Origin of the sequence: Actinoplanes lutulentus (assembly GCF_003259845.1) — a bacterium.
In the GTDB taxonomy this organism is placed as follows: Bacteria; Actinomycetota; Actinomycetes; order Mycobacteriales; family Micromonosporaceae; genus Actinoplanes; species Actinoplanes lutulentus.
The window spans coordinates 13,996-34,511 of sequence record NZ_QLMJ01000036.1; the positions used below are offsets into that span (position 1 = coordinate 13,996).

15 protein-coding genes are annotated in these 20,516 nt (G+C 70.4%); 8 read left to right on the forward strand and 7 right to left on the reverse strand.

Features of this window, described 5'->3' with window-relative positions:
• The first annotated feature begins 39 nt into the window (after positions 1–39).
• A complete protein-coding gene (locus tag B0I29_RS44545; RefSeq protein WP_111655232.1) occupies positions 40–2,865 on the forward strand; it encodes an AfsR/SARP family transcriptional regulator in 2,826 nt (941 codons plus the stop codon).
• Here the strand turns inward: B0I29_RS44545 and B0I29_RS44550 are convergent.
• Positions 2,862–3,989 carry a DNA alkylation repair protein gene (locus tag B0I29_RS44550; RefSeq protein WP_111655233.1) on the reverse strand — a complete coding sequence of 376 codons (1,128 nt, stop codon included), beginning with the start codon at positions 3,987–3,989 and terminating at the stop codon, positions 2,862–2,864. The two genes, B0I29_RS44545 and B0I29_RS44550, sit on opposite strands and share 4 nt — an antisense overlap.
• Entirely contained in the window at positions 3,989–4,489 is a 501-nt protein-coding gene (locus B0I29_RS44555) for a GNAT family N-acetyltransferase (RefSeq protein ID WP_146617122.1), read from the reverse strand. Before B0I29_RS44555 ends, B0I29_RS44550 begins: the two co-directional genes overlap by 1 nt.
• 174 nt (positions 4,490–4,663) lie before the next feature.
• Here B0I29_RS44555 and B0I29_RS44560 point away from each other — a divergent pair, with 174 nt between their 5' ends.
• Together B0I29_RS44560 and B0I29_RS44565 are read left to right on the forward strand one after the other, a co-directional pair.
• Positions 4,664–5,575, forward strand: coding sequence for an acetoacetate decarboxylase family protein (locus B0I29_RS44560; RefSeq protein ID WP_111655235.1), 912 nt, complete (start codon positions 4,664–4,666; stop codon positions 5,573–5,575).
• Between the two features lie 113 nt (positions 5,576–5,688).
• Complete coding sequence (locus B0I29_RS44565; protein ID WP_181558326.1) at positions 5,689–6,927, forward strand: hypothetical protein; 1,239 nt, start codon at positions 5,689–5,691, stop codon at positions 6,925–6,927.
• Positions 6,928–7,036: 109 nt separating this feature from the next.
• Here B0I29_RS44565 and B0I29_RS44570 read toward each other — a convergent pair whose 3' ends face one another.
• From B0I29_RS44570 to B0I29_RS44585, 4 genes are all read right to left on the reverse strand, one after another.
• Positions 7,037–8,065 (reverse strand): SAM-dependent methyltransferase, encoded by a 1,029-nt coding sequence (locus tag B0I29_RS44570; protein ID WP_181558328.1) that lies wholly within the window; start codon positions 8,063–8,065, stop codon positions 7,037–7,039.
• A gap of 52 nt (positions 8,066–8,117) precedes the next feature.
• Complete coding sequence (locus B0I29_RS44575; RefSeq protein ID WP_111655238.1) at positions 8,118–8,693, reverse strand: sigma-70 family RNA polymerase sigma factor; 576 nt, start codon at positions 8,691–8,693, stop codon at positions 8,118–8,120.
• A gap of 169 nt (positions 8,694–8,862) precedes the next feature.
• The gene (locus tag B0I29_RS44580; protein WP_111655239.1) at positions 8,863–11,574 is read right to left on the reverse strand and encodes a helix-turn-helix transcriptional regulator; all 2,712 of its coding nucleotides are present in this window, start codon (positions 11,572–11,574) and stop codon (positions 8,863–8,865) included.
• Between the two features lie 111 nt (positions 11,575–11,685).
• Positions 11,686–12,561, reverse strand: a complete 876-nt coding sequence (locus B0I29_RS44585) for an AraC-like ligand-binding domain-containing protein (protein WP_181558330.1) — start codon at positions 12,559–12,561, stop codon at positions 11,686–11,688.
• A 141-nt stretch (positions 12,562–12,702) separates the two neighbouring features.
• Here B0I29_RS44585 and B0I29_RS44590 point away from each other — a divergent pair, with 141 nt between their 5' ends.
• Genes B0I29_RS44590 through B0I29_RS44610 form a run of 5 tightly spaced genes read left to right on the forward strand, consistent with a single transcriptional unit; the run spans position 12,703 to position 18,534 of the window.
• Entirely contained in the window at positions 12,703–14,223 is a 1,521-nt protein-coding gene (locus tag B0I29_RS44590; protein ID WP_111655246.1) for a GMC family oxidoreductase, read from the forward strand.
• Positions 14,224–14,274: 51 nt separating this feature from the next.
• Positions 14,275–15,090, forward strand: a complete 816-nt coding sequence (locus B0I29_RS44595) for a MerR family transcriptional regulator (RefSeq protein WP_111655241.1) — start codon at positions 14,275–14,277, stop codon at positions 15,088–15,090.
• A gap of 41 nt (positions 15,091–15,131) precedes the next feature.
• Positions 15,132–17,336 carry a hypothetical protein gene (locus tag B0I29_RS44600; protein WP_111655242.1) on the forward strand — a complete coding sequence of 735 codons (2,205 nt, stop codon included), beginning with the start codon at positions 15,132–15,134 and terminating at the stop codon, positions 17,334–17,336.
• A 47-nt stretch (positions 17,337–17,383) separates the two neighbouring features.
• On the forward strand, positions 17,384–18,172 hold the full coding sequence (locus tag B0I29_RS44605) for an alpha/beta fold hydrolase (protein ID WP_245973227.1): 789 nt from the start codon (positions 17,384–17,386) through the stop codon (positions 18,170–18,172).
• Complete coding sequence (locus B0I29_RS44610) at positions 18,169–18,534, forward strand: nuclear transport factor 2 family protein (protein WP_111655243.1); 366 nt, start codon at positions 18,169–18,171, stop codon at positions 18,532–18,534. Before B0I29_RS44605 ends, B0I29_RS44610 begins: the two co-directional genes overlap by 4 nt.
• A 71-nt stretch (positions 18,535–18,605) precedes the next feature.
• Here B0I29_RS44610 and B0I29_RS44615 read toward each other — a convergent pair whose 3' ends face one another.
• The gene (locus B0I29_RS44615; RefSeq protein ID WP_181558331.1) at positions 18,606–20,069 is read right to left on the reverse strand and encodes an alpha/beta hydrolase; all 1,464 of its coding nucleotides are present in this window, start codon (positions 20,067–20,069) and stop codon (positions 18,606–18,608) included.
• Positions 20,070–20,516 lie beyond the last annotated feature (447 nt).

Below are 20,516 nucleotides of genomic sequence, written 5' to 3' on the forward strand. Positions count from 1 at the left end.
ATCGCTGACCGACGGTGATGCTGATGGGGGCCGCTTTCCGTGACCGGGGCACAGGGCGACGTGCGCTTCGCGGTGCTGGGCCCGGTGCGGGTGTCGCGTGACGGGCAGCCGCTCGATCCGGGCTCGCGCCAGCAACGACTGATTCTGGCGTTGCTCCTGGCCCGGGCCGGTCAGCCGATCGGCCTCGCGGATTTCGTCGCGCTGTTGTGGGACGAACGGCCGCCGCGCAGCGCGGTGAACATTGTGCACCTTCACCTGGGCCGGCTCCGGCGGTTGTTCGAACCCGGTCTTCGCCCGCGTGCATCCGGCCGGTGGCTGGCAGGTGACGCGGCCGGCTATCGCATGATGGTCGACGCGGAACGTCTGGACCTGCTGAAGTTCCGAAGCCTGGCGCAGCGGGCGCGGACGGCCGGCGATCCCCGGCAAGCATTGGCGGCCTATGTCGAAGCGCTGGAATTGTCGCGCGGGCCGTGCGCCGGAGCGCCGGATCTGATCAGCCGCCCGGTCGCCGAGTTCGAGGCGATTGACAACGAGTACGCCGATCTGGTGCGGGAGGCCGCCGATCTGGCCCTGGCCGACGGCGCGGCGCGGGCGGTGCTGCCGATCCTGCGTCGTGTCGCCCAGCAACGCCGGCTGGACGAGGCCGTTCAGGCCAGGATGCTGCGGACGCTGTCCGCGGCCGGGCAACAGGCCGAGGCGATCGCTCTCTACCAGGAGCTGCGCGCCCGGCTTGCCGACGAGCTTGGGATGGATCCGGGCCGGGAGCTGCAGGAGGCCTACCGCAACGTCCTGACCAGCGGCGCCTCCGGTGCACCCGAGTCGGTGCAAACGCCGCCGGGCGGGTTCTTCGTCCGTCCGGCCCAGCTCTTGCCGGACCTGCCCCACTTCACGGGCCGGGGCGAGAGCCTGCGCCGGGCGCTCGCGCTCATCGACGGCCGCGCCGCCGAGGGCGCCTTGCGCATCGTGGCCATCGAGGGCATTCCCGGCGTCGGAAAGACCAGCCTGGCGACCCATCTCGCCTACCGCGTCGCCGGCGAGTTCCCGGACGGCCAGCTCTACGCCGACCTCAGAGGACTGGACCCGGAAGCGGCGCTGGCCCCCGGCGAGGTGCTGCAGGCCTTCCTGCACGCGCTGGGTGTCCGCGGCCCGGACATCCCCGAGAGCGAGCTGGCCCGGTCCGGCCACTACCGCAGGGTCATGGCGGAGCGCAGAGTGCTGATCGTGCTGGACAACGTCCGCGACGCCGACCAGGTCCGGCCTTTGCTGCCCGGCTCCCCGGGCAGCCTCGTCCTGGTCACGAGCCGCTACAGCCTGGCTGATCTCGCCGCGACGCACGGTGCCCACGTGCTGGCACTCGACGTACTGCCGGCCGATGAGGCGCGCGAGCTCCTGGTCTCGCGCGTGGGACCCGCACATGCATTGACCGAGCGGCAGGCGCTGGACGAGATCGTCGAGTTGTGCGGGGGTCTGCCGCTGGCCCTCGCCATGGTGGGCGCCCGGGCACTGGCCCGCCCCGGATACCGGCTGGCGGCCGTCGCGGGTGAGCTGCGTGACGCCCAGGGCAGCCTCGACGGATTCGACTCCGGCGATCCGGAAAGCGACCTGCGCGCGATCTTCTCGTGGTCCTACCGGGGACTCAGCCCTGCGGCCGCGCGCCTGTTCCGCCTGCTGGCACTGCATCCGGGCCCGGACGTCACGCTCCCGGTGGTGGCGAGCCTCGGCGGCCTGCCCCTGCACGACGCCCGCACGGTCTTCGGCGAGCTGGTGCGCAGCAGGCTGATCACGGAGCGCCGGCCCGGTCGCTACGGCGCCCACGACCTCCTCGCCGCGTACGCGCGTGAGCTGATGTTCGACGCCGATCCCGAAGTGGAGCGCGAAGCGGCCGCGGACCGGCTGCTCGTGTACTACCGGCGTGCCGCCTACCAGGCCAACCTCTTCATCAATCCCGATATCGACGCGGATCCGCCCGCTGAGCACGACAGGGTCGTCGTCTACTCCCCGAAGAGCGACAAGGAGGCCGCCGACTGGTTCGCCGCCGAACGTGCGGAGCTCAAAGCCGTCCTGCGTCAGGCCAACGACCGGGGCCGGGTGTACGACGGCTGGCAGCTGGAGCTGACGGTGCAGGGGTTCTACCAGCGGGAAGGCTGGTGGCACGAGTGGGCGACCCTGGTGCGGGAATGCCTGGACGCGGCAGTCGGCGTGGGTGACTCGGCCGGAGCGGCGGACATGCTGCGCAGCCTGGCCGGTGCCCAGTTCTACCTCGGCGATGGCACCTCGGCGCTGGCACTGCTGGAGCGCGCCCTCATGATCTTCATCGACCTGGGCAACACGTCGCGGGAAGCGTTGACACTGCGCAACCTCGGTGAGGTGAGCTTCGTGGTCGGCGACTACGAGCGATCCGTCGCCTGCCTCCACCAGGCTCTGGGCATGGCGGAGGCGCTCGGCGACCGGACGGCGCAGGCGGATGTGCTGTGCCGCCTGGCCGAAGCGCAGTACGAGCTCGGCAGCCACACACTGGGTTTTGACACCATCAGCCGCGCCCTGGCCATGAGCGAGCAGGTGAGTGACGACGTCCGGCGCGGCGAATGCCACCTGCGGCGGGCCAACCTGTATCTGCGCGAGCACCGGCACGCCGAATCCCTGGCCGACTGGAACGCGGCTCGCGTGCTCGCTGAGGGAATCGGCCATCGCGTCCACATGGTCCGCGCACGGGTGGGACTGGGCGACGCCGCCTATGCGATGAACGACCGGCCCGCCGCCCGGGCGGCATGGCTGGAGGCGCTCGCGCTGGGCAACGACTCGGATCCGCAACAGGAGGAACAGATTCGTCACCGCCTGGACAAGCTGGGCGGCGCCACTGCCTAAACCTCGGCGACGTGATCCGGCGTACGGATATTGAAGCCGACCGGCTCGGTAGCCACGCCGTTGACCTGCAGTGCGATCGCGTGCTCGCCGGGATAGTAGCGGCGGGTGGAAATCGCTCGGAACGAATGCTCGCGGCTGATGGTCACGCTCTCGCCGGCCGCGAGCGTACGAATGGTGAGCTTGAACGTCTTGGCGCTCTGGCTGCCGTTGGCCCGGCGATGGTGGACCACGTAGTCGATCGCGAGCCGGGCCGTTTCGGGACCAGGATTGTGGATGGTGGCCGTGAATCCGAGCGTGCCGCCGAACGGGATGGCGGCCCGATCGAGGGCAGGCCCATCGATCTCTACGGCCGCAGGGGTGAAACCGAGCAGTTCGAGGGCGCCCGGGTGGCCGCGCTTGATCAACGTGCGGAGCGCGTGGCGTACCAGTTGCCCGGTGTGGGTGCCCGGTGCGGTGAGCCAGCGGCGAGCAGTGTCGACGACGAGGTCGGGCTGGTCGCGGCTGAGGTCGTTGAGGTGGTTCGCGACCGAGCGCCGGACGTATTCGCTGTCGTCGCGGTACAGGGCGTTCAGGATCGGCATGGTGACGCCCGGCCGGGCGAGGATCTGCGGTACGCGGATCGACCACGGCAGATAGGGGCGGGTGCCTTCGGTGGCGAGACGGCGAACCTCGTGGTCGGGCGACGCCGTCCACTCCTGCACGATGGGCAGCGCCCGATCGAGGTCGTGGCGCAGCAGGGTCCGGATGGCGAACTCGGCGCTCAGCCGCGGGGTGAGCTGAGCCATGACGGCCATCGCGTCGTCGAACGCCGCGCCGGTGTTCTCGGCGACGGCCTTCTGCGCGACCGCAGCGGTGACCGGCCAGATCAGCCAGCCGTCGAACCTCTCGTTGCCGGCGGCGGCCCGCACCACCGCGGAGAAGTCGTCGTAGCTGCCCGGCAGGTCGGTGATCAGGGCATCGCGCAGCAGGTCGGCGCGTTCGCGCAGAGCCAGCCCGCCGAGCACGGCCGGGGCGGCGCGCAGCGTGACCAGGTAATAGCCGGGGGCGGCTCGGGCGATGGCGGTGACGAGGCGGCGCGCGGTGTCGACACCGATGAGTTCTTCAGCCAGCGGCGTGGTCGACACTAGTCCGCCGCCCGGACGGTCAGGTGGCCGATGCCGCCGCGCGTCACTCCGCTCAGCGAGTATCCCTCGCCGGCCTCGGCGGCGATCGCCTGGAGCATCGAATCCACCGTTATGTTCGAACCGGCGTAATCCACGGTGAACGTGCTCAGGCCGATGCTCAAGCAGCGGGCGATCAACTCGCGCATGACTCGGCGACCGAGCCCGCTGCCCAGCTGGGCGTCGGCGACGTTGACGCGCACCGTGGGTGATTCCGGATCGGCCGGATCCCAGACGCACTGAGCCAGCGCGATCACCCGGTTGCCCTCCACCGCGACCTGACCGGTCCACCGGCGCTCGCGCAGGGCGAGATGGGCCGACACCATCAGATGGAGCGGGCGTAGCCCGCGATCGCCGGAGAGGAAGCGGCGCGGGTAGCTCTGCGGTGCGAACAGCGACTCGGACGCCCGCAAGACATCGAGATCTGCGGATCGCCATGGGCGGGTCTCAACATTGTCGGTCACGCCCTTGCTGACGGATGCCGGCGCCCGAGGTTCAATCGCCCTTGACCTCGGCCCTGTCCCCGCAGACGTGGCGGCGACCTCCGACCCGATGAACACCGGCCGGGCTCGTCCGTCTCCAGGGATGTGGGAGCGGCCGCCCGGCCGCTGCCCCCATCGCACCGAGGGAGACAGTTGATGAACAGGGACGTCGATCGGCGCACCGTTCTGAGTGGACTCGCGGCCACGACGGCGGCCGCGGCCGGGGTGATCGGCACGGATCGGGCGGCCCAGGCCGTACCCTCCGCGGCCACCACGCCGGAAAGGCTGAAAGGCTTCACCGTTCCGCTCAGCGCGCGGGGCGTGGCCAACCTGGCCCCCAAACCGCCGTGGCACTACGTGGCCGACGCCCTCGGGGTCGAGTTCTGGACCACGCCCGCCGCCGCGGCAGCCGCCCTGCCGAGCGGCCTCGACCCGGACCCCGCCCAGCCCGGTCACGGATTCGCGATGTGCGTCGAGTGGCAGTTCGCCGCCACCCCGGCCGACTGGCTCGACCCGACCTACAGCCAGTACTCGGAGTTTCTGATCTTCCTGGACGCCAGCTACCGGGGGCGGCCGGTGACCTGGTGCCCGTTCATCTATGTGGACAACGACAACTCGCTGGCCCGCGGATGGGTGCAGGGATTCCCCAAGAAACTCGGCCAGATCCGGCAGACCCGGGCGTACGCGGTCGCCAGCCAGGCGGCGCCGGTGCTCGGACCCGGCGGCCGGTTCGGCGGCAGCCTGTCCGCCGGCGGCCGCCGGATCGCGGAGATGGACGTCACGCTCAAGGAGCGCACCACCGGGCTGCCGTCGCTGACCCGGCCGCTGGTGAACCTGCGGCACTTTCCGCGGCTGACCGCCGGACAGCACGATCAACCCGCCGTCCACGAGCTGACCCAGTCGGTGCTGACCAGCCTCAAGGTCGACAACTCCTGGATCGGTGCGGGTGACCTGCGGTTCCTGCCGTCGCCGCGCGAGGAGATCGCCGACCTGGCCATCCAGCGCGTCGGCGTCGGCTTCCGCGGATCGCTGTCGTACACGGTGGAAGACCTGACCATCCTCGCCTGACCGGCGCGCCGGGGCGGGTCACGATTCGCGGCTCGCCCCGCATGGCGCTCGGCGGTCATTCCCGCCGTCGCCCGGACGGCTTGGCCTCGCGACGGCTTGCTAAGGAGAGATCGATGCTTGACAACACCATCATCCGGCCGATGGGTGCGTTCGAACGTGCCGTCTATTGGCACAACAAGAACAACCCGGCTCACTTCGTGCTCGTGGCCGAGGTGAACGAGGACATCGATGTCGAGGTGCTGCGCGGTGCCCTGGCCGCGACCCAGGCCCGGCATCCGTTGCTCAGCGCCGCGGTCGAGGTCCGATCCGGTCTCGGACCGGTGTTCGTCCGGCCGGAGAAGGTGGGTGAGATCCCGCTCCGGGTCGTCGAGGACGGCCGGACCTGGGCCGAGTTGGCCGACAGCGAGCTCGTCGAACGGGTCGAGACGACGTCCGCCCCGCAGGCCCGCGCGGCCCTGCTCCGGTCCACCGGCACCGCCCCGGCCGCGATCCTGCTGACCTTCGACCACGCCATCGCGGACGGCCGGTCGGCGGTGGTCATCATGCGTGACCTCTTCGCGGCTCTCAACGGCGCGCGACTGCCCCTTCTGCCCGTCCCGGAGTCGCTCGAGACCCGCCTCGCCGGCCGGGGCCTGGTCGCCTCGGAGATCCCGGCCGCGCTCGACCCGGCCGACGACCGGATGTTCGTGTCGGCGAAGAAGGACCCGTTCGGCAGTGCACCGTACGAAATCACCAGCCTGACCCTCGACGCCGACCTGACCGGGAAGCTGGTGGCGCGAGCGCGGGCCGAGGAAACGACGGTGCACGCGGCACTGCTGAGCGCGATGAGTACGGTGCTGTGGCGCAGCGGAAACTTCCCGTTTCCCCGCGTCTACTACCCGATCGATGTCCGCGACCAGCTCGGTGCCGATACCGACAGCGGCCTCTATCTGATCGGTGCCCGGACAGCGTTCGGTGAGGACCAGGTGGGTGACCTGTGGCAGATGGCCCGGCACGTCACGCCGGCCATCCGGCGGGCGCGGTCGTCGGGCAATCTGGCCGCGACCTCGGCGATGATTCAGCAGGTGGTCGGGGTGGACTTCGACGCCGCCATGGCTGACGCGGTGCTGAGCGGGCCGAGCGGTTTCGAGGCTACGTGCAGCAACCTCGGTACCGTCGATCTCGCTGTCAGCGACACCGCAGCGGTGCGGCCGACGGCGGTTTTCGGCCCGGTCATGGGCTCGGAGGCCGGCTCGGCGCTGAACCTGAGTGTCGCGACCTTCCAGGGCCGGATGCGGCTCGTGAACGTCACCAGCAGGCCGATCGCCGGCTATCTGACGAGTATCCGGGACGTCCTCGCGGCGGCGACCTGACGACAAGCACGGGGAACAGCAGGCTGGGACGGGGCGGCTCATCGATTGATGGGCCGCCCCGCCGGGCTCCACCGCCGGCGTCACCAGACGAAGCGCCAGGGCTTCGCGCTCAACGCGTGCCGGCGCCCTCTCGGGGCCGGCGCAGGAGTACGAACTGCCCGAAGCTGGTCGGCGCCTCGCGTACCACGGTGAAACCGGCAGCCTCGGCTTCGGCCGCCAGTTGGGCCGCACTGCGATCGAGCGGGGCGTGCCGCTGCCCGCGTACCAGCTTGCGCAAGGCGCGCGAGCGCTGGTCGACGTCCTGCGACTCGGCATCCTCCTCCTGCACGGTCAGCAGTCCACCGGGACGCAGGGCACGCCTGATCATCGCCAGTGTCGCGGCCCGGGCCGGCTCGGGGAAGAACGACTGCGCCCAGTGGGCGCTGTCGAAGGCGCTTTCGGTGGTGAAGTCGCGGGCGTCCATGCATCGGACGTCGATCCGGTCGGCTGCGCCCCGCTGTTCCACCCGGCGCCTGGCCTCCGCGGCGATCTCGGGTACGAGTTCGATCGCGGTGGTCCGTAGCTGCGGAAAGAACGTGCTCAGCGTGAGCGTCGTGGTGGCCACGCCGCACCCGACGTCGAGGCGGCGACCCTCCCGCAGGGATTCCGCCCACTCCGGCAGTTCTTGCAGCAACCGTTCGAACAGCGCCGCCGTGACAGCTGTGGGGCGGCCGCCCGCTGCCCGGGCAGCGACCAGAGTGTCGCCGGCGAGCAGCGCATCGGGCGCCGCCTGTACTGAGCCCTGCACCAGGTGCCGGTTCATCTCCGCGTTGTCCAGCACGTCGGGCAGAGCAAGCCAGGCATCATCGGCGGCGAGAGCCGCGAAGTCCGGGCTCAGCCGTACGCTCGTACCCTCGCGTTGCACGATGCCGTGGACCTGCAAGGCATCCAGAGCTGTCCCGAGGCGTGCCGGCGACAGCCCGGTGAACGCGGCCAACCCCTCGACGTCGCGGGACGAGGACAGGTAGCGGGTCCAGCCCCGTCGGTGAATCGCGGTGAGCAGGGCGAGAGCCTGCGCGCCGTTCGACCACTGCTCGATCGCGGTCGCCGCCTGCACCGCGTCGGCGAATCGTTGCTCTGACGTTGCCCTGTCGGTCATGGCTTGCGCATCTCTGTGTCGCGGTTCGCCATCCTCGTTCCTCTCGGCCGGTTCACTCATTTGTCAGCGCGTTACGCAGCTGCTGCATGGCGTAGTGCGCCCGGGACTTGACAGTGCCGATCGGGACGCCGAGCCGGCTCGCGGTCTCGTCCAGGGTCTGGCCCTTGACGTACACCTCCACGAGGACGGACCGGTGGGCGCGGCTGAGCCCGTTGACGGCTTCCCGCAGGGTGAGCGTCGCGATCACCGTCTCCGCGGACTCACCGCCGGGAGCGGCCGGTTCGATGTCGAAGAGGTTGACCTCCAGCGGCCGTGACTGCCGCTTGCGGTACGCGTCGATGGCCAGCCGGCGGGCCACCGTGAACAGCCAGCGCCGCTGTGATTCCGGCTCGACCGGCACGGTGTCGAGGCTCCGCCAGGCCCGGAGCATGGTCTCCTGCACGAGGTCCTCGGCGGTGTGCGCGGCGCTGGGGGACACCAGGCTCCGCAGGAAGTGCAGCAATTGCCCGCCGTTGTTGCGGTGGATCTCGCGCATCTGGCACTCGGCGTGATCAGTTTGAGTCTTGGTGTCGTTTTCGGTCCGCTGTGGCGCGGCGTCCCGGTCAAGAACGCTGGTAGCGCTGGTCATGATGTCATCCCCGTGGCGATTCCGGCAGGTTCAGGAAAAGCCTAGGGAGACCTCTGTGTAATTGAACTTTATTGATAGTTACGCCGTTGTGTATCCAAAGACGGGGCGATTACACAATCTGTCCCAATGGATTCGGCATAGTTGAAAAACTGACCGGGAATGACATTACCTATGCGAGGGCATCACGCAGCCCGGCCCGCGACGAAACGCCGAGCTTGGGGAAGATCCGGTACAGGTGGGTGCCGACCGTACGATGCGAAAGATACATTCGTTCGCCAATTTGTTTGTTGGTCAGACCGCCGGCGGCCAAGAGCGCGATCTCGAATTCTTGTGAGGTCAGAGTGCTGGGCGGTTGCTCGTCGATGACCGGCCGATATCCGGTGGCCCGCAATTCGGTCATCGCCCGGGCCAGCCATCGCTCGGCGCCCATGGCGGCGAATCCAGCATGTGCGGCGGTCAGATGTTCCCGGGCCCGGGCGAAGTCTTTACGGCGTCGCAATTTCTCGGCGAAGGCGAGACGGATCCGGGAGGACTCGAAAAGCCACCGCTCGGAGCCCGGATCACTCAGGGTCCGTTCCAGACGTGCCTCGTGATCCTCGCTGTCGGCGAGCAGGGCGTCGACGCCGTGCTGGATCAGCGTCATGCGGGAGGACAACGTGGCGATCTGAGCTGATCGCATGGCCTCGGCATGGGCCCGGGCCTCGGCCCTGCGCCCGGTTCGCAGGGCCGCTTCCACCAGGTCGAACATCATCCACATGCAGATCGGTACGTGCGGCGCGAGAACACCGGCGGGGCTCACGGCGGTGGCGTGCTGGTACGCCGCCTCGAAGTCGCCCTCGGCCGCGGCTGCGAGCACGCGAGGATGATGCGCGATGGCCACCACGCCGGCGACGCCGCGCGGTAACGCCCAGTGGGTGATGTCGTCGGCCAGCCTGAACGCCTCGGCGGGCCGGCCTCGGCCCGCCGCGATGATCGCTTCGATGTAGTGGAACTCCCAGGTCAGGAACGGCAGCCCACTGGCAGCGCAGAGCTCCAGGGCTTCCTGGGCCAGTTCCTCGGCCTCGTCCCAGCGGCCGGTGAGATAGTCGTCGAGGCACAGGTGCATGAGCGCGCTGAGCCGGCGTCGCGGTGCCCCTCCCTCGCGCCCCTGGCGAACCAGCCGCCAGGAGTGCTCCCGGTTGTCACCGAGCCGATCGAGGTAGATCGAAGCGGTGCCGATCCTTACGACCCGGGCCGGGTCGTCCTCGTCGGCCAGCGTGGACAGCAAGGCCTCCAGCTCCGGCAGCGCGGCCGCGCCGGTGCGGACCGGGTCGGGGAAGGTCCTGCTCATCACCGAGAGCAGGTCGGGCGGCGCCGGAGTCAACCGGTCCACGGCACGGTGGAACACGGCCCAGAGCTCGGCGTTGCCCGCGTACCAGGAGATCAGGAGCAACGTGCGCAGCGCCTCGTCGAGTGCGGGATCGTTCGCCTGCCAGCCGTGGTCGCCGGCCTCGATCGCGCCGGCGAGCAGGCGGTGGGCGGTGTGCACGTCACCGTCACCATTGACCATCAGCAGTGCCGCCGCGTTGGCCGCGTGCAGCGATCCGGCCGAGCTGGAGTTCGTCGCGCGCGCGTCGGCCAGCAGGGTGGTCGCGTCTCTGACGCCACCGGCCTCGGCGCCGATGTAGGCCGCCTCGGCCAGTCGCCGGGCCCGGTCCTCGGCGGTGGCGCTGAGTTCCGCGGCGCGCACCAGCGCGGCGATCGCCGCGAGGGCGTCGCCGCGCTGGTGCACCCGATGGGAGGCGTCCTCGAGCTGTGTCGCCACCGACTCGTCCGGTCCAGCTGTGGCGGCGGCCAGGTGCCAGGCGCGACGTTCCAGATCCGCGGGCAGTGCGGTGGCGATGACGAGATGGGCGGCGCGGCGCTCCTCGTGGGTGGACATCGCGACGATCGCCGATTTGATCAAGGGGTGGCGGAAGGTCATGAGCCCGGTGGCGTCGTCGACCCGCACCAGTTCGACTCGTTCGGCCGGCGCCAGTGCGGTGAGGTCGGCCATGCCGCGCAGGACGGTCGTGTCACCGCTGCCTTCGAAGGTGGCCAGTAGCAGCAGTTGCCGGGTGTCGTCGGGCAGACCGGTGAGCTGGATGACGAACAGCGACTGAAGGCGATCGCTCAACGGCACCACATCGGACGGCTCGGACCAGTGCTCGGAGCTGGTGAGGGTGGCGGGGAGCTCGACGAGGGCCAGCGGGTTGCCGTGGGCGAGGTCGAGCAGGCGCTGCCGGGCATGTGGGGTCATGCTGGGAAAACGCGCGTCCACGAGCTGGGCGCCGGCGTCCCGGGTGAGCGGCTGAACCTCCACCGTGGGCAGGCCGCGGCGGTCCAGGAAGCTTTCCGTGCCGTTGTGGGATGCGGCGATGACACCCACCGGCGATCCCTTCACCCGCCGGGCGATGAAGCCGAGCACGGCAGCGCTGGGCCGGTCGGCCCACTGGACGTCGTCGATGATCAACAGGACCGGCGCCACCCGGGCGAGGGAGGTCAGCAGCGACAGAGTGGCATTGCCGACCAGCAGAGCGCCGGGGGCCGGACCCGGCCCGAAGCCGAGGGCGACGGTCAGCGCGTCGCGGAGTGCGGGCGGCAGCCGCCGGATCTCGGCGTACAACGGCAGCAGTAGCTGATTCAGTAGCGAGTAGCTGACGTCCGCCTCGTACTGCGAGCCTGAGGCCCGTAGCACCCGGATGCCGTCGTCCTCGGCCAGCTCGGCCGCGGCCGCCAGCAGCGCCGACTTCCCGATGCCGGGCTCGCCGCGGACCAGCCGCACGTCACCGCCCTGCCGCATCGATCGCAGAAAGTCAGCGATGCGTGCCAGCTCGACCTCACGCCCGAACAGATCCGCCATGGCCGGGCCCTGATCAGGCCGGGCTCGGGCCGGAGCCGGCACGGACGTCCAGCGATCCTCTGTGCAGCATGCAATATATTGCACGGCACCCGCGAATCGATGTCAAGGGCATCAGGACGTACCAGGACTACCGGTGCGGCGAACCGTCGACGGCGAGACGCCGTACCGGGCCTGGAACGCTCGTGTGAGATGCGCCGGACTGGTGAAACACCAGCGAGATGCGACCCGTGCGATGCTGAGATGGCTCAGCATCGGGTCGGCCAGATCCCGGTGGATCGACTCCAGTCGCCGCATCCGGATGTACTCGGTGACCGTATGGGGTTCACGCTCGAACAGCCGATGCAGGCTCCGGGGAGCCATCCGATGCACGGCGGCGACCCGGTCATGGGTCAGGACCGGGTCCGCCAGGTGCTCACGGATGTAACCCAGCACCTGGAGCCGCTGCGCGTCCGCCAGCGCCTCCTCGCCGTCCTGTCCCGTCGTGCCGAGCGCGCCCGCGATCAGGTGGAGCCCGGCCTCGCCGAGACGTCCGGCGGAGGTGCCGACCGACGTCCGCTGCTCCATCGCGGCGGCGACGAAGTCCGCCAGTACCGCTCCCGGGCCTTCACAGAACGAGTGCGCTTGCCGCATCGCCTGCCGCAGCACGTTGTCCGGCAGCGAGAGAGCGCCGTGCGGGAAGGCGAGCACGATGCATGACCAGCGCCGGTCGAACCGGAGGTCGTAGGGGTGGCGAGTGTCGTAGAGCGCCATCTGACCCGGCAGGATGTGCACCGGATGACCGTTCTGGCGGACGGTGGCCTCCCCGTCGATCTGCATGCAGAGCTTGAGGCGATTCGGCGGGCGCCGGCCGACCGGTGGTGTCCGCCGTGCGATCTGGGGATCCCCGCTCACCCAGTACGCGGTCAGGGGCCCGAAAGCCGCGCCGGACCTCGTACCGTCGGTCTCGTTCCCCTGATCCCGGAACCGGCGGCCGAAGCTCCGGGCCACGGACTGCCGGCACCTCTCACCACCCGATGACGTCATATCCACCTCGACGTGCTGAGGCCGCGGAAGTTCAGTCGCCAGTGGTCAAGGGCCGAGGCGGAGATGGTCAACTACCTGCGGTCCGGCCGAGAAACCGTGGTCTGCATGTCAGACACCTACGACTTCATCGTGGTCGGTGCGGGCTCAGCCGGCGCCGTCGTCGCCGCCCGCCTGTCCGAGGATCGCCGCGTACGGGTCCTGCTGCTCGAGTCCGGTCCGGCCGACACCCTGCCGGAGATCTCGGTACCGCCGGCCTGGCCGGCGCTGTGGGGCAGCGCGGTCGACTACTCCTATGTCACCGTCCCGCAGAGCGGCACCGGGAACGCCCGGCACGACTGGCCCCGGGGGCACACTCTCGGTGGCTCCAGCAGCATCAATGCCATGGTCTTCCTCCGCGGCCACGCCGCCGACTTCGACGGCTGGGCCAAACAGGGGGCCAACGGCTGGGACTACGCCTCGGTCCTGCCGTACTTTCGCCGCATGGAGACCGTCGCGGGCGGCGACCCGGCATTCCGCGGCGACAGCGGCCCGATGCGCCCGGCGATCGCGGCCGAGCCCAACCCGCTCTCCCAGGTCTTCGTGGATGCGGCCGTCGCGGCCGGACATCCACGGACCGAGGACTTCAACGGCGCGACAGCCGAAGGCGTGGGCTGGCACGACCTGTCCATCACCGAAGGGCGGCGGCAGAGCACCGCGGACGCCTATCTGCACCCGGTGGCGCACCAGCGGCCGAATCTCACCATCCTGACCGGCGCCCGCGCGCACCGGCTGATCATCCGGCGAGGGCGCTGCATCGGCGTGACCTTCGCGCGGGACGGTGAACTCACGTCGGCCTACGCGGATTACGAGGTCGTGGTCAGCGCCGGTGCGATCGACTCGCCACGGCTGCTGATGTACTCGGGTATCGGCGATGCCATCGATCTCGGCAACGTGGACATCCCGGTGGTACAGCACCTCCCGGGAGTCGGCCGGAACCTGCACGACCATCCGCTGGCCAGTCTGGTCTTCGAGGCGTCCCAGCCGATCCCGGCCGCACACGCCAATCACGCCGAGACGTCGATGCTGTGGCGCAGCGACCCTGGACTGCCCGGCCCGGACATGCAGCTGATGTTCATCGAGGCGCCGTTCCATCGGCCCGCTCTGCAGGCGCCTGCCAACAGCTACACCTTCGGCGTCGCGACGGTGCCCGAGTCGCGGGGAACGGTGCGCCTGACGTCGGCCGACCCCGAGGTCGCACCACTGATCGATCCGAACTACCTCGCCGAAGAGGCGGACGTCCGGCGTCTCGTCGAGGGCCTCGAGGTGGCACGGACGATCGCCGCCGCCGCGCCGTTCGACGGCTGGCGCGGCCGGGAGGTGCTGCCCGGAACGGGCGTCCAGCAGCGTGCGGGCCTTCGTGAATACCTGCGCTGGGGCACCGGGACCTACTACCACCCCGTCGGCACCTGCGCGATGGGCAGCGAGGCCGACGCGGTGGTCGACTCGGATCTGCGCGTCCACGGTGTCGACGGGCTTCGTGTGGCGGATGCCTCGATCATGCCGCGCATCGTCTGCGTCAACACCAACCCCGCAACGATCATGATCGGTGAGAAGGCCGCCGACATGATCCGTTCCACACATGCCTGACGGCTGTCTGCCCGCAGGCGCGAATCAGTGGGGAGGATGGACACTGTGGCAGTGCGAAGCGGCTTGACCATCGGCGAGTTCGCCACGCTCAGTCATCTGAGTGTGCGGACCCTGCGCCGCTATCACGAGGCCGGGCTGTTGGAGCCGGCGACGGTGGACCCGTTCACGAACTATCGGTACTACGAACCCGGTCAGATCGGGACCGCGCAGGTCATCCACCGGCTGCGGCAGCTGGACATGCCCTTGGCCGAGGTCAAATCGATCCTTGCCACCGATGACCCGGACCGGCGGACCGAGCTCATCGCCGGTCACCTGCAGCGGCTGGAGGCGGAGCTCGACCGCACGCGGGCCGCTGTCGCTTCGCTGCGCCAGCTGCTGCGGCCGGACGCCGACGAGATCGAGGTCGAACTTCGCTCGATTCCGGTCCGTTCCGTGGCGGCCATCAGCGCACCGGCGGTACGGCAGGAGGACGCGCTCACCTGGTTCGACGCGGCGATGGACGAGCTGGACGCGGCTTTCCCGCCGGCCGAGCGTACGGCAGCGCCGGGCGGGCTCTACGCCAACGAGCTGTTCACCGAGGGCCTCGGGGCGATGACTCTTTACCGGCCGGTCACGCAGCCGCGATCCGGCGGCCGCATCGAGATTCTCACGCTGCCGGCCGCCGATCTCGCGGTGGCCGTGCACGCGGGCCGGCACGACGACATCGACGTCACGTACGGCCGCCTGGGCGCCTGGGTGGCCGCGCACGCCCTCAGTGTCGACGGCCCGGTCCATGAGACGTACCTGGCCGGTCCTCGGGACACCACCGACGCCGGGCAATGGCGTACCGAGATCGGCTGGCCGGTCTTCCGCCTGGCCCCTGCCTGACGACCACGGCACGCGCCCGGGGCACGCCTACGCTGAACGCCATGATCGGACGCCGTCGTGAGCTGGCCGTCGTGCGCCGGCTGCTGGAGCGGGCCGTTACCGGCGAGGGCGGGCGGCTGACTGTCGTGGGGCCGCCCGGATCCGGCAAGACAGTGCTCACCGCTGCGGCGGCGGAGCTGGCCCGGCAGTGCGGGCTGCCGGTGACCCGGTCGCCGGCCGCAAGCGCGCCGGGCGCTTGTCTGGTGATCCTGGACGACCTCGGCCCGGCCACGGACACCGTGGATCTCGACCGGCTGGTTCTCGGCGGCGCTGCGGTGCTGGTCACCACCACCGTGGCCACGAGCTCTGGCCACCACCTCCATCTGACCCCGCTGACCGAGGCGGAGCTGGCCGCCCTGCTGCCAGAGCGACCTGCCGAAACGGTGCACGCACTCTGGTTGCTCACCGCGGGCTGGCCGGGACCGGCACTCGATCTCGCGGCGGCCGTGCCGCTCGCATCGGGTCCGGACGCCGTTGTCGAGCTGGCCCTCACCGCGCCGTCGCGGCAAGAGTTTCTCGTTCTCGACACGGCGCTGATCCGGCTGCTGGAGGACGCCGCGTCGCGAGCACCGGCTCCGGCCATCCGGGCCCGGGTGCTGGTGCGACTGGCCGGCGAGCTGCTGGGTGACCCGTCCGCGGCAGCTCGGCGACGGGAACTCGCCGGCGAGGCCGTCCGGCTCGCCCGGGCCACCGAGGACCCCAGGACCCTGGCGGAGGTACTGGACGGACAGCTGCACGCGTTGTGGGACCCGGTGGCGGCCGGCGAGCGGCTGTCCACCGCATCCCAGATCGTCGACCTGGCCCGCCGGGCCGGCGATGCGGCACTGGAACGGCGCGGACTGTTCTGGCGGTTCACCGCTCTGGCCGAGCGGGGGGACCTGGACGCGGCCGAGGCCGCGCTGGTGGCGTACGCGCGGGCCGGCGAGCGTGACGGCGACCCGGAAGCGGCGGTCGTCGCATTGTCCCGGCAGGCCGTGCTGGCGCTGGTCCGCGGCCGCCTCGACCTCGCGGAGGCACTCGCCGCCGAGGTGTCCGAGGCGGGGCGACGTGCCGGGCTGGCCGATACCGATCGGCTGACCGCGTCGCTCCGGGGCCGGCTGGCGTTGCTGCGTGGCCACGGAGCAGAAGAGGTCGAGCCGTTGCGGGCGCTTGCCCGGCGACTGCCCGGACATTTCTTCGAGGCCACGGCCGCCCGGGCCTTGGCCGAGTCGGGGCAGGTCGCTGAGGCGTTGCTCGACGTGGACCGCTTGCTGCCGTCGGTACTGGCCGGGGCCGGCCCTCGCTGGATCGGCGCCGTGGCCGATCTGGCTCTGGTCGCGTCGCTTGGCGCTGCTCCGGCCGCCTTGCAGGTCCTCTACGATGCTCTGCTGCCCTACTCCGGACGTCTGGTGGTCTGGGGCGGGGCGAACACGATCACCGGCCCGGTGGACGACTACCTCGGCCGGGTCGCCGCCCGGCTGGGCCGGGCCACTCAGGCGAATGCGCACTTCGACGATGCGATAGCCCAGGAGGAGCGACTCGGTGCACTGCCGTGGCTGGCGGCTACGCTCGCGGCTCGCGGAGACCGGGCGCGCGCCGCTGCGATCACCAAGGCGCTGGGCCTGCCGGCATCCGGCATGGTCGGGGCTGTCGCATCCCGGAACGCCACCGGGCCTGAGCCGGGCCTCGAAATCTGGCGACTGGCACGTGACGGCGACGACTGGGTCATCGATGCCGGCCGGGAGCAGGCCCGCCTGCGCGATGTACGCGGGCTGGGTTACCTGCGTACTCTCCTGGCCGCCCCGGGGCACGAGATCGCCGCGCTGGATCTTGTGGCGGGTGGCGCCGGACTCGTGGTACCCGCGCCTGAGCCCGTGCTTGACGCCGCAGCTCGGGCGGCCTACCGCCGGCGCATCGGCGACCTGGCCGAACAGATGGACAGCGCGGACCGGGCGGGTGACGTCGACCGCGCCGCGACCCTCGCCGCCGAGCGGCAGGCCGTGGTGGCCGAGCTACGGCGGACCGCCGGGCTGGGGGGCCGCCCACGCCGGCGCAGCGCCGAGGCGGAACGCGCGAGGGTCAACGCGACGCGGGCCCTTCGGGCGGTGCTCATCCGGCTCCAGTCGCTCACTCCCATCGCTGCGGCACACCTGCGCGCGTCGGTGCGGACCGGCAGCTATTTCCGCTACGAGCCGAGCACCGGTGGCCCGAGCCGCTGGGAGCTGTGACGGCGGCCATGAACAAGTTGTTCCCGGCCCGGTTACGCCTACCGGGTATGACATCTCCACTCGTTCTTCTTCACGGCCTGACCTTCGATCGGCGGCACTGGGACCCGCTGCGCCGCGAGCTCGCCGTCGTCGACCCCGACCGTGACGTCCTCGCGCTGGATCTGCCGGGCCACGGTGACGCCCCGCGCCGCGCGTCGTACCGGATGGATGAGGTCACCGAGCTGCTGCACAGCCAGATCACGGCGGCGGCCCGGACCGAGCCGCCCACCCTGGTGGGCCATTCGGTGGGCGGGATTATCGCCACGGTCTACGCCGCCCGCTATCCCACTCATGCGGTGGTCAACCTGGATCAGTTCCTGCTGCCCGGCCCCTTCGGCAGCCTCGTCCGGGAGGCGGAGCCGCAACTGCGGGGCCCGGGCTGGCGCGCGGTCTGGGATCGCATGCTGGCCGGGATGGGCATCGATTCGCTGGACGGCGAGGCGCGACATCTCGCCGACACGGCCACCGATCCGCGGCCTGATCTGCTGCTGGGCTACTGGGCCGAGATCCTGCAAGGTACGGATGAGCAGGTCCGTGCCGACCGTGAGGCGGACCTGCGGAGGATCGCCGCACGGGGCATCAGCTACCGATGGGTCACCGCGGCGCCACCGCCGGCACCCTACGTCGACTGGTTGACCGCGGCGCTGCCCACCATTGCCATCACCGTGTTGCCGGGTAGCCACCTGCCGCACCTGGAACGACCGGCCGAGCTCGCCCGGCTGTTGAAGGAAGGGCGAACCGAACGAGCAGCCGGTGTTGACCTTCTCCCTGGGGGAGAGTCGACCCTCATGGCATGAACAAGACATCAGGCAGCGGCACCGCATACTCGTGGGACGAGTTGCCGGCCACCATCACCACGTATCTGCCCGCGCAGGACTCTCAGGACAGCAACACGGCGATCGGCGCCTTCGCCGCCGACGCTGTCGTGATCGATGATGGGCACACGTATCGCGGCCGGGACGAGATCCTCGCCTGGCTGAACAAATCGTCCGGCGAGTATTCGTACACCACCGAGTTCGCCGGTGCGACCGGCGACGGTGGGTCGGGCTGGGACGTGGTTCAGCATCTGGAGGGCAACTTCCCGGGCGGCTCGGTTGATCTGCACTACCGATTCACCCTCGAGGGCGATGCCATCACCCGGCTCGTGATCGAGCCGTAGTCGCCGCCGCCGGCTGCCGGTGGATTCTCATCCGGCAGCCGGCAGCGACGCGACTTCGCCCGGCGGATGGGTCAGGGGCGTGGATCCACCGCTGCGCAACCCGCTCCCGGTGCGGGCAGCCGCCCGTCGATCAGGTAGCGGTCGACGACCGCGTCAGGGCACGGCAGATGCTGGCGGTAGACCCCGTGACCCCAGCCCTGGTAGGTGAACAGCCGTGCGTTCGGGCCGATCTGCTCGGCCACCGTGGCCGCCCAGCGACGCGGAGTGGCCGGATCGTGCTGGGCCGCGACCACGAGGATGGGACGGCGCATGTCGACGTCGACGGGATGCTGCGGATTGGTGACGCCACCGGGGTAACCCAGGCAGAAGCCGAAGGACTCCGCGGCTGCCGCGCCGACCCGCAGGTGGGGAGCCGCCGACGAGGACTGCGCGACGATGCGCGAGAAGTCGGTGAAGCTCCGCACGCCGGTCCGCCAGTCCTGGCAGAACGCGAGATCCGCCAGAGGCCGCACCTCGGACGCGGACGCGGAGGCGGGGGACGGTGCTGCCTGTCCGCTGTCCAGCTCGGCGAGCCGGGCCGCCAGCGCGGGCCAGTTGGCGGGCAGCCAGGTGGTGAACTGGAACTCCGTGCTCAGGCCGTACCGGGTATAGCCGCCTAGCTCGCCGTTGTCCGCCCGGGCCGACAGCGATGCGAACAGAGCCTCGACATCGCGGCCGTGCAGGGCGCACGTCGTCGTCCGGTCGCACCAGGAGGCGAACTGGGTGAGGATGTTCTCGGCCGCCGCGGTGTGAGTGACGTAGAACGACCGCCCGGACTGGCTGTGGTCCATCGGGCTGTCGAGTACCAGCGCGCGGAGCCGGTGCGGATAGTTCTCGGCGTAGGCCTGGCCGGTCAGCGTGCCGTAGGAGACGCCATAAAAGGTGATCTCCCGTTCGCCCAGTGCGGCCCGGATCGCATCGACGTCATGGGCGACGCTCACCGAGTCGAGATGATCGGTCAAGGGTCCCGTGCGCCGGCGGCAATCCGCGTACAGCGCCCGGTTGAACGTCACCAGGGCGTCGTAGGCGTGCTGGCTCGCCGGGACCGGCTCAGGCCGCTGCGCCAGCAGCTCGGCCGAACACACGACGGGATTGCTGCGGCCGACCCCACGCGGATCGAAGCCGACGACGTCGAAGCGGCGGAGGACCTCCGGGTTGAAGTAGCGATCGTCGGACACCGCATCGACACCGGACAGGCCTGGGCCACCGGGATGGAAGGTGAGGGTGCCGATCCGGGCCGCGGGGTCCGAGGCCGGGCGTCTGGCCAGAGCCAGTTCGAAGGTGGGGCCGTCCGGCCGGGCCCAGTCGACGGGAAGGGTGATCGAACCGCATTGCAAGCGCTGATCGGCCTGGTGTTCCGCGCAGGGATGCCAGGCTATGCGGCCGGATCCGCCGGCCGAGGCTGAGGCTGAACCGGTGTTGGTGATCGCGGCGCCTCCCAGGCTCAGCACGCCGGCGATCAGCACACGCATCGCGGCAGGGAATGTCTTTCGCATCGGTCCTCCGTAGGACGGTGGTCGTCTTTGCGACGACGGGTGGGGACACTTCGACACGACGCGTGCGGACCCGGTCGGTTCACCGGACCCGGACTCCATATCGGACGCCGGTATCTGTCGTTTGACCTAACCGGTCGGTGCCGACGCCCACGGCAGCGAGAGTGTTGTGGCCCGGGGTACCGGCTCACAACCGCCGACCCCTAGCGGATAAAACCGGCTATTCGCGCTAATCGCCGGGTCGTGTCGTGCCGGACACGTGCCGACGGTGGGCGAATGACTGATTCGGCGGACGGGCCGGGCGCCGATGGTGGGGTCGGACAGCGCGCCGATCCCTGGACGCGCCGGTATCCGCTTCGAAGGAGCGAATCGTGAAGCCCACCATTGTTCTCATCCATGGCGCGTTCGCCGAGTCGGCGAGTTGGAACGGCGTGGTCAGCCGGTTGCAGG

Coding starts and splice junctions, on each gene's coding strand:
- B0I29_RS44565 (WP_181558326.1), top strand. CDS start 5,689: ATGCTTGACAACACCATCATCCGGCCGATGGGTGCGTTCGAACGTGCC.
- B0I29_RS44600 (WP_111655242.1), top strand. CDS start 15,132: ATGATCGGACGCCGTCGTGAGCTGGCCGTCGTGCGCCGGCTGCTGGAG.
- B0I29_RS44615 (WP_181558331.1), bottom strand. CDS start 20,069: ATGCGAAAGACATTCCCTGCCGCGATGCGTGTGCTGATCGCCGGCGTG.
- B0I29_RS44590 (WP_111655246.1), top strand. CDS start 12,703: ATGTCAGACACCTACGACTTCATCGTGGTCGGTGCGGGCTCAGCCGGC.
- B0I29_RS44575 (WP_111655238.1), bottom strand. CDS start 8,693: ATGACCAGCGCTACCAGCGTTCTTGACCGGGACGCCGCGCCACAGCGG.
- B0I29_RS44605 (WP_245973227.1), top strand. CDS start 17,384: ATGACATCTCCACTCGTTCTTCTTCACGGCCTGACCTTCGATCGGCGG.
- B0I29_RS44580 (WP_111655239.1), bottom strand. CDS start 11,574: ATGGCGGATCTGTTCGGGCGTGAGGTCGAGCTGGCACGCATCGCTGAC.
- B0I29_RS44560 (WP_111655235.1), top strand. CDS start 4,664: ATGAACAGGGACGTCGATCGGCGCACCGTTCTGAGTGGACTCGCGGCC.
- B0I29_RS44610 (WP_111655243.1), top strand. CDS start 18,169: ATGAACAAGACATCAGGCAGCGGCACCGCATACTCGTGGGACGAGTTG.
- B0I29_RS44570 (WP_181558328.1), bottom strand. CDS start 8,065: ATGACCGACAGGGCAACGTCAGAGCAACGATTCGCCGACGCGGTGCAG.